The organism is Microcoleus sp. AS-A8, assembly GCA_039962225.1.
Taxonomy (GTDB): domain Bacteria; phylum Cyanobacteriota; class Cyanobacteriia; order Cyanobacteriales; family Coleofasciculaceae; genus Allocoleopsis.
This window is the reverse complement of record JAMPKV010000037.1, coordinates 42,346-50,490: the sequence shown is the minus strand read 5'-3', so window position 1 is coordinate 50,490 and position 8,145 is coordinate 42,346. Positions and strand designations below refer to the sequence as shown.

General features: G+C 47.2%; 4 protein-coding genes and 1 rRNA gene. 2 read left to right on the top strand and 3 right to left on the bottom strand.

Features of this window, described 5'->3' with window-relative positions; all coding sequences use genetic code 11:
• Positions 1-117: 117 nt before the first annotated feature.
• From NDI48_30065 to NDI48_30055, 3 genes are all read right to left on the bottom strand, one after another.
• Positions 118-1,607: ribosomal RNA gene (locus NDI48_30065) — 16S ribosomal RNA — on the bottom strand.
• Positions 1,608-2,701: 1,094 nt separating this feature from the next.
• On the bottom strand, positions 2,702-3,055 hold the full coding sequence (locus NDI48_30060; protein MEP0835412.1) for a hypothetical protein: 354 nt from the start codon (positions 3,053-3,055) through the stop codon (positions 2,702-2,704).
• Positions 3,052-3,693 carry an AAA family ATPase gene (locus tag NDI48_30055; protein MEP0835411.1) on the bottom strand — a complete coding sequence of 214 codons (642 nt, stop codon included), beginning with the start codon at positions 3,691-3,693 and terminating at the stop codon, positions 3,052-3,054. Before NDI48_30055 ends, NDI48_30060 begins: the two co-directional genes overlap by 4 nt.
• Positions 3,694-4,451: 758 nt before the next feature.
• Between NDI48_30055 and NDI48_30050 the strand changes: the two genes are divergently transcribed.
• Together NDI48_30050 and NDI48_30045 are read left to right on the top strand one after the other, a co-directional pair.
• Positions 4,452-5,165, top strand: a complete 714-nt coding sequence (locus tag NDI48_30050) for a pentapeptide repeat-containing protein (protein ID MEP0835410.1) — start codon at positions 4,452-4,454, stop codon at positions 5,163-5,165.
• Positions 5,166-6,364: 1,199 nt separating this feature from the next.
• Positions 6,365-7,684, top strand: a complete 1,320-nt coding sequence (locus NDI48_30045; protein ID MEP0835409.1) for a glycosyltransferase — start codon at positions 6,365-6,367, stop codon at positions 7,682-7,684.
• The last annotated feature ends 461 nt before the right edge of the window (positions 7,685-8,145 follow it).

The following is an 8,145-nucleotide window of genomic DNA, read 5'->3' as shown; positions in this document are numbered from 1 at the left end:
GCCGAACCCAATATAGTTTGAAAGCCTTTTTCACCAATCTCGACCGACCAGGGATAGCTTCACTGTTGACCTGATTCACATTGGACACAGGTATGAGCAGGAAGTTGGTCTCCCTTAAAAGGAGGTGATCCAGCCACACCTTCCGGTACGGCTACCTTGTTACGACTTCACCCCAGTCACCAGCCCTGCCTTCGGCGTCCCCCTCCCTTGCGGGTTAGGGTAACGACTTCGGGCAAAACCAGCTCCCATGGTGTGACGGGCGGTGTGTACAAGGCCCGGGAACGAATTCACTGCAGTATGCTGACCTGCAATTACTAGCGATTCCTCCTTCACGCAGGCGAGTTGCAGCCTGCGATCTGAACTGAGCCACGGTTTATGGGATTAGCTGACGATCGCTCGCTCGCTGCCCTTTGTCCGTCGCATTGTAGTACGTGTGTAGCCCAGGACGTAAGGGGCATGCTGACTTGACGTCATCCCCACCTTCCTCCAGTTTGTCACTGGCAGTCTCTCTAGAGTGCCCAACTTAATGATGGCAACTAAAAACGAGGGTTGCGCTCGTTGCGGGACTTAACCCAACATCTCACGACACGAGCTGACGACAGCCATGCACCACCTGTGTTCCGGCTCCCGAAGGCACTCCCTCGTTTCCAAGGGATTCCGGACATGTCAAGCCCTGGTAAGGTTCTTCGCGTTGCATCGAATTAAACCACATACTCCACCGCTTGTGCGGGCCCCCGTCAATTCCTTTGAGTTTCACTCTTGCGAGCGTACTCCCCAGGCGGGATACTTAACGCGTTAGCTACGGCACGGCTCGGGTCGATACGAGCCACACCTAGTATCCATCGTTTACGGCTAGGACTACTGGGGTATCTAATCCCATTCGCTCCCCTAGCTTTCGTCCCTGAGTGTCAGTTGTGGTCCAGTAGAGCGCTTTCGCCACCGATGTTCTTCCCGATCTCTACGCATTTCACCGCTACACCGGGAATTCCCTCTACCCCTACCACACTCTAGCGCTTCAGTTTCCACCGCCTTTCCAGGGTTAAGCCCCAGTCTTTGACGACAGACTTGAAGTGCCACCTGCGGACGCTTTACGCCCAATAATTCCGGATAACGCTTGCCTCCTCCGTATTACCGCGGCTGCTGGCACGGAGTTAGCCGAGGCTGATTCCTCAGGTACCGTCATTTTGTTCTTCCCTGAGAAAAGAGGTTTACAACCCAAGAGCCTTCCTCCCTCACGCGGTCTTGCTCCGTCAGGCTTTCGCCCATTGCGGAAAATTCCCCACTGCTGCCTCCCGTAGGAGTCTGGGCCGTGTCTCAGTCCCAGTGTGGCTGATCATCCTCTCAGACCAGCTACTGATCGTCGCCTTGGTGAGCTTTTACCCCACCAACTAGCTAATCAGACGCGAGCTCCTCTTCAGGCGATAAATCTTTCACGTTGCGCACATCGGGTATTAGCCACCGTTTCCAGTGGTTGTCCCCGACCTGAAGGCAGATTCTCACGCGTTACTCACCCGTCCGCCACTGAACTCCGAAGAGTCCCGTTCGACTTGCATGTGTTAAGCAGACCGCCAGCGTTCATCCTGAGCCAGGATCAAACTCTCCATTTTGATAGAAAGTTACTTTTGGCTCCGAAAACTTTTGATTTCCGGAATCCTCTTCTTTTTTTCAGCCTTGGGGGTTAACCCAAAACTTGATTGATTTCTGACGAGGATTGGTACTTATTTTGGCTTTCAAACTATTGGTTTTTCTAGGTTCAGCGTGTCCGGCTTGGCTTACATCCTTTTTGGGGGAAGCTTTAATCGAACACTTCACTACTGTAGCAGTTTTTTTGGGATTGTGTGGGGAAACCCGAAAATTTTTTTGGGGGTTTTCTCCTTTTTAATTACTCCCTAAGCTTCACTTATACCCTTCACCCGCCAATAAGGTTTTTGGCCTCTTCGGGTTTGGCGGGTTTCAAACTCTTATTCGGTCTAGGTTTGGGGTGTTTTGGTCCTTCCCTCGACCCTCTTCTAATGTAACAGGACAGCAAGCCCTGTGAATGGGGAGAACCGAATCGTCAATTGGGTGATAGCACGACGGTGGATGAAGGCTGAAACATCCCGTATAAAAGGGAAATCTATCTTGGCCTTAACTCAAGGATCGGCCTGGCTCACTCTCCTCATGTAACAAATTGCTTCGGCAATAGAGGTGGGACGACCGAACGAATGAAGGGTGATTTTACGACTTTTGAAAGATGCGGCGTATTCCATTGTCTCTTGTGGTACAATACCCCACCTTATCCTACCCAAAGCACCTTTACCGCTTCCATGAGTCTTGGCCTAAGTTCTCTGGAACGTTGATTTTTTTAACGAGTGCTTTGCACTCATCGGGCAACATGTTTTTCTTTTTCCCTATTTCACCAAAAGCCAGAGATGGGGAAACTAAATCAACAGAGCAGGGGGTGAACCCACTCTTGCTTTTTCGGGTTCAGTCTATTTCACTCTTAATAGATGAATAGGAAGAATTCCAAGAGAATGCACCTAAGCAATCTCCTGTGATAGCAATATTCAATTTACCCCTAGTTTTGAGGCAACCTTTGTCCCTGATGGCACGAATTATTGCTGAACTCTACAAAGCTTTTTTTTGCGGCTTGCTGAGCTTAGCGTATACTTCTGTTCCATTGCTACTCGTGCATCGAGAAGCCTTCTTTTTTGGGCGCATATCACTGTAGCACATCCTTTAAGACTTCATCCAGCAATAACCGTACAATCTCTGCCTTCCTTTTGCCAGTTCTTGCCGCCAAGAGGGATAACCTCTGATGCATCGACGCAGGCAAATCAACGGTGAAGCGGATTGTGGCTTCTTTGGGTGGGGTTTGGAATTTATCCGTCAGAAGCTGTTCGTTGGGTGTTTCTTCCGTCGCGCCTAATGGTACATCTGCTTTTGGTTCTAAGGGAGGTTTAGATGAGGTTGGTTTTGGGGAAAGCCCTCGATCTAGCTCTTGCAGTCTTTCACCATAGATAAACTGCTGCGCCAGGATATCATCTAGGGACTTCCGACTTTTTCTCTTCCTCATAGCATTGTCAGAATTTCTTTGAACAATCGCTCATACTCCTGCGCGGATTCTTTCGCTCTTGCACCAGGGAAATTCCAGACTGTTGCGGACTGACCTGATGTGTCGGCGATCCCTTGTTTCTGATGAATCACCGTTTTGAGTAGGAGTACCTCTGGCGTTTTGCTCAAAAGGGTAAGCGCTTCATCTTTGAGCTTTGTCCCTTTCACAGCTCTGCTCAGAAACACCGCCGCGGCTGGAGGGCCTCCTCTCACAGACTGAGCTTGCCTAATTACTCTCACAGCATCAGAAGCCGAACGCAAATCAACGCCTGTGGGTTGTACTGGAACAATTGCTAGGTCAGCACGGAACAGAATTGCACGGGTGGCTTCAGCTAAAGAAGCCGGACCATCAACAATAAGCAGATCATATTGCTCTGCTAACTCCGGAATCTGCTCTAACAAGTCGTCGGGGGTCTGTACCACCTTATAGGGAATTGCCGACTCCATCCCTAATATCCATTCTGAGCTGGACTGCTGGGCATCAGCATCTACCAGCAGTACCTTCTTTTTCTTTTTGGTGGCTAGCCAGTAGGCAAAATGTACCGCTGTGGTAGATTTTCCGCAGCCGCCCTTCTGATTAATTAAGGCAATGATGGACATGTAAGCGTAATTACTGCCTTACTGAATGCATTATTTGACACTCTCCGCTCTCTTATGTGCGGAGATTCTTGGTTCATCGACACGCCAATAAACATTGCCTATCCTTGCGGCAGTACTTAAACCAGATACCCGTTCGATTGAACCAAGCACCGAGTCTAACTTAGACAATCCCAGAGGGCTTATCTCCTCAAGCTTTCTTAGGATTTTTCCTCTCGTTCCCAGCGGAGCTTTAGTGAGCATACTCCACGGTACGTTTTTCTGCTTTCCCAATCATGTTTACTTTTCTGGCTTCGTTAGTCTGTCGAGTCCATGCGTTTTTTTAAGAGGTTTTTCGCACCTGGAGCTACCACCATCACTTTACGTCGTGAATTGATTGGTAGTACCGACGAATCCTACCTGTAGTGGGCTAGCTTGAGCCATTATACCTAATCAGAAAATCAATTCCTTTTAAAAGCCGTCCTAGAAGGACCCGGAGCAATAGTTACGGAGCTTGTATCCCATTATCTTCGGTCAGCCAGACTGGTTGTTACATAGATTTCACCTTAACTGACTTATGAGAATGACGCGGATGAATTCCACTGTGAGAAGGCAAACTTCCTAAAAAAATCCGGATATTTGATTCCTAAATTAATTTTGTGAGAGTTTAATTTGCTTTGAGTTTATCGAAACTTTAAGCTCTGAATCCGGTCTTTTGATTTATCGAGCGAGTAAAGTAAATAAAGGGATAGTCCCAACTCAAAATTCGCAGGCTTTGGCGTATGAACTTAAGAACCGTTATTATCGTCTTAACGCTATTAGCTGCTGCCACACTGCCGATTGCAGTACGTTTATCCGTTGCTGAAAATATGACGCAACCGCTAAGAATTAAGCCTCTGGAAAATCTTCAAAAAGCTGTTCAACCGCTAAAAGCTAAAAAAATAGATGTTGCACTGATTTTGAAAACCAAGAGATGTGTTGGGTGTGACCTCCGTGAAATTAATCTGAGTGGTCTAGACTTGAGTGGTGCTGACTTGAGAAATACTGATCTCTCCCGTGCCAATCTCAAGAATACTAAGCTCAAAGATGCCAAAATGAGCGGTGCGCGTCTCAATCAAGCTAACTTAACTTATGCCGACTTGGATGGAGCTGACTTTCAAGAGAGTGACTTTAAAGGTGCTGATCTCAGTAACGCTCAACTCTTAAATACCAACTTGGCTAAGGCAAATTTAAGTATGGCTACCCTGAATCGTACCGAGCTTCGAGATGCCGATCTAACCGGTGCTAAGTTAGAGAGTGCCAACTTGAGTAATGCTACGCTGGTCGGAGCACATATGACGGGAGCCAACCTAACAGGAGCTAATTTTAATAATGCTGTCTTGCGTTACGCTGATTTAACCAAGGCGATTCTGATCAAGACTAATCTAAAGGGTGCTGACTTAAGTCTGGCTATCATGCCGGATGGAACAACGGTGTACGGAACAACTGAGTACTGAGGATTGGCTTTTTCGCCTGTTAATCCTGGCGGTATCACGGAAGGATTTCCCGCTTGATGTATTTAGCTATGCATTACCGTTTTTTTCTTTTTTCTCTTTGTAAATTTTTGTTTACACAATTTATTGGTTTCCATGAAAAGGAACAAATTGTGTGAAGTACCCTTATTGGTTGCTATGCAGTAAAAGACGGGCTTCCAGTTTCATCCGCCGTTGCTACGTTAGATACCCATTTCCGAATTCTGAACCGAATCTGATGATAGCGCCGCGTGCTTCGGCAAAGGAACGTGTCCGCACTCTTCGTCTGGTTTTATACGGCGTCTGGAGGCTTAGTACAGCGCCAGCAGAAGTTGTTAAGCAGTTCCTACACTATATGGGCAGATAGGAGGATGGGGAGATGGGGGGATTTCAACAGCTTAGTTATTTGTGCAAGACTGCACTTAGTACAGGCTCACTCTCATCTCAGCTATTGTGGCCCTGACGGACGTAACCATTTCCTGTTCTCCTAGCAGCAGCCTGCCTTCCGCAGACCGAAATATTCAAGTAGGCGGATTTCCTCTGCCTTACTTAGGATTCCAGTAATAGTGAAGCGGACACAGCTTGCGCGAGCGTTGAAATCATCTTTCCGGATGTCTCTGCTGGCTTTCCGTAGTAGTGCTTAGCCTATGCCAACGGTAGCTTTTAAGTAACTAGTGGGACTTTTAACCCACTTGATGTTATCAAAAATTGGAGGCTGTATCCTAGACCCTGACTTGCTTGGACATCAGTCCGCTTCCCTAACATCTACCCTTGAATTAAAAATTACAAGCCTAGGATTCCTAGGAGAATTGCTAAGTAGGTAGGCGGAATTAAATCTAACCTCTGAATCTCTCAGATACTCTCCCTAATAGAGTTTAGCTGAAATCTATTTGGGGGTTATTGGCTCCCACAGGCTGGGCTTCTGGTGTTGTTTATTTGGGTTATAAGTTCAGCTTGTTACAATTTTAGTGGCTCACCTAAGAACGGAGGCTCTTATCAAGCGGTAATTAGCCCAAAACTAGACATAGTGAGACAAATTACTCGATTTGTGTAAGGTGTTCTCCAGCTATCTTTTGTTTCTTTGGTCTTGTCTGTTCTTACAATAAACGGCTAATTTGGTGTAAGACGCTCTAGGCCGTTGACTTGTTGCTAAGCCAATCCACTTATTTGTCAACTATCAGCCAGTGTTTTTAGTTGTTGATATCATCCTATTCGTAATCGCACTTGGACTGCTCGTTCCCATCGCGGTTCTTTTTATTGAATGCATTGCAGCCTTATTACCGGGTCGAACTGAGTCATGGGTGAAGAGCGTACCCCGACCAAGAGTAGCGGTCTTAGTTCCCGCTCACAATGAAGCGGTTGGCATTGGTACAACGCTAGAGACAATATTGCCTCAGTTAACGGGTCAAGATCGCCTTGTCGTCATTGCCGATAATTGTACTGATGAAACAGCGACGATAGCAAAGCGCTGCTGCGAAAGTCAAATTGCACTGTTAGCGAACGTGGGCATTGCCCAAGAGCAAGTGCTGAGCGAACCTATACTTGATGGGATTGCCCAAGCCGGAACTCATACGAGGACGGTGCCCAAGGCAATCGTAGTTGAACGACAAGACCTTGATCAAAGGGGCAAAGGGTATGCCTTAGATTATGGCTTGCGGTCTATCGAGGCAGACCCCCCAGACGTGGTTGTGATTGTTGATGCAGATTGTATTGTTGAGCAAGGCACTATTGAACGGATTGCTGGCGTCGCCGCATCGGTTGCACGACCCGTTCAAGCCATCTACCTCATGGAACAACCCGCTAACCCAGGCCCCAAGGATTCGGTCTCGGCGCTGGCGTTTATGGTGAAAAACTTAGTCCGTCCCAGTGGATTAACGCAACTGCGGTTGCCCTGCTTGTTAACGGGTACGGGTATGGCTTTCCCTTGGTCTGCCATTGTGAAGGCGACCCTTGCTAGTGGCAATATTGTTGAGGACATGCAGCTCTCTATAGATTTAGCGATCGCAGGACTTGCTCCTGTCTTTGAAGAGGAGGCAAAAGTGATAGGGCGTCTCCCGCAGCAGGAGCAAGCCGCCAAATCTCAACGGACGCGCTGGGAACATGGTCACTTGCAAACGCTATTGACACAAGTACCAAAACTGCTCAAAGCGGCTGTGCTGAAAAGACGTTTCGACCTGTTGGCGCTTGCCCTAGATTTGTGTATTCCACCCCTCTCCCTATTAGTGATGATTTGGGTCGTTTTCATGGGAGGTGCGTTATTGGCGGGGACATTGGGTGCTTCATGGATGCCCTCGATTTTTTTAGCCATAGAAGGGCAACTCATTTTTATCTCAATCGCTAGCGCTTGGGCGAAGTTTGGTCGAGAGGACTTCCCGGTACAAACACTTTTATCCGTGCCCTTCTACATTCTTGGGAAGATTCCACTGTATCTGGCGTTTCTGATTCAACCCCAAAAGAAGTGGGTTCGTACAGAGCGGGATGCTGTCGAGACTTCCGAGTCTTAATCAACTTCGTTGGACTGGGATGAGCAACTGAACTAACGGTTGATCCTGATGCCATGCGACCTCTTCTGGATTTGTCACTTAATCAGGATCATTAGCTCTCTTGCATAAATGGCAAACAAAAGGGCGATAAGTCCTACAGTCGGGTCGTAAAAATTGACTTGAGCAAGAGTTCTATTTTCGACTGTAGTTTTCCTTTGATGATGACTGAGGTTACTGTATAAAAATGGCTCTTCATTACTTAGTATGCCAAATCAGCCCAAAAGCCTTATTCCCAAAAGCCTTATTGGGGAAAGATCTGTATAAATTAACAGATTTTTTAAACTCGAAGCACTTCCCAGTAAGGCTTACAGAGTTTCTGTATTTAATTTCTGCATAACAGGTACAGAAGATCAGAAATTTTAGGTAATCTCGGTTTTGGTGCTTCGTTCCTCAAAACTATTGATGCTAGCGAAAAGCTGAAT

Bases quoted from the DNA above. Each gene is read 5' to 3' on its own strand.
- NDI48_30060 (MEP0835412.1), bottom strand. From the start codon at position 3,055: ATGAGGAAGAGAAAAAGTCGGAAGTCCCTAGATGATATCCTGGCGCAG.
- NDI48_30055 (MEP0835411.1), bottom strand. From the start codon at position 3,693: ATGTCCATCATTGCCTTAATTAATCAGAAGGGCGGCTGCGGAAAATCT.
- NDI48_30050 (MEP0835410.1), top strand. From the start codon at position 4,452: ATGAACTTAAGAACCGTTATTATCGTCTTAACGCTATTAGCTGCTGCC.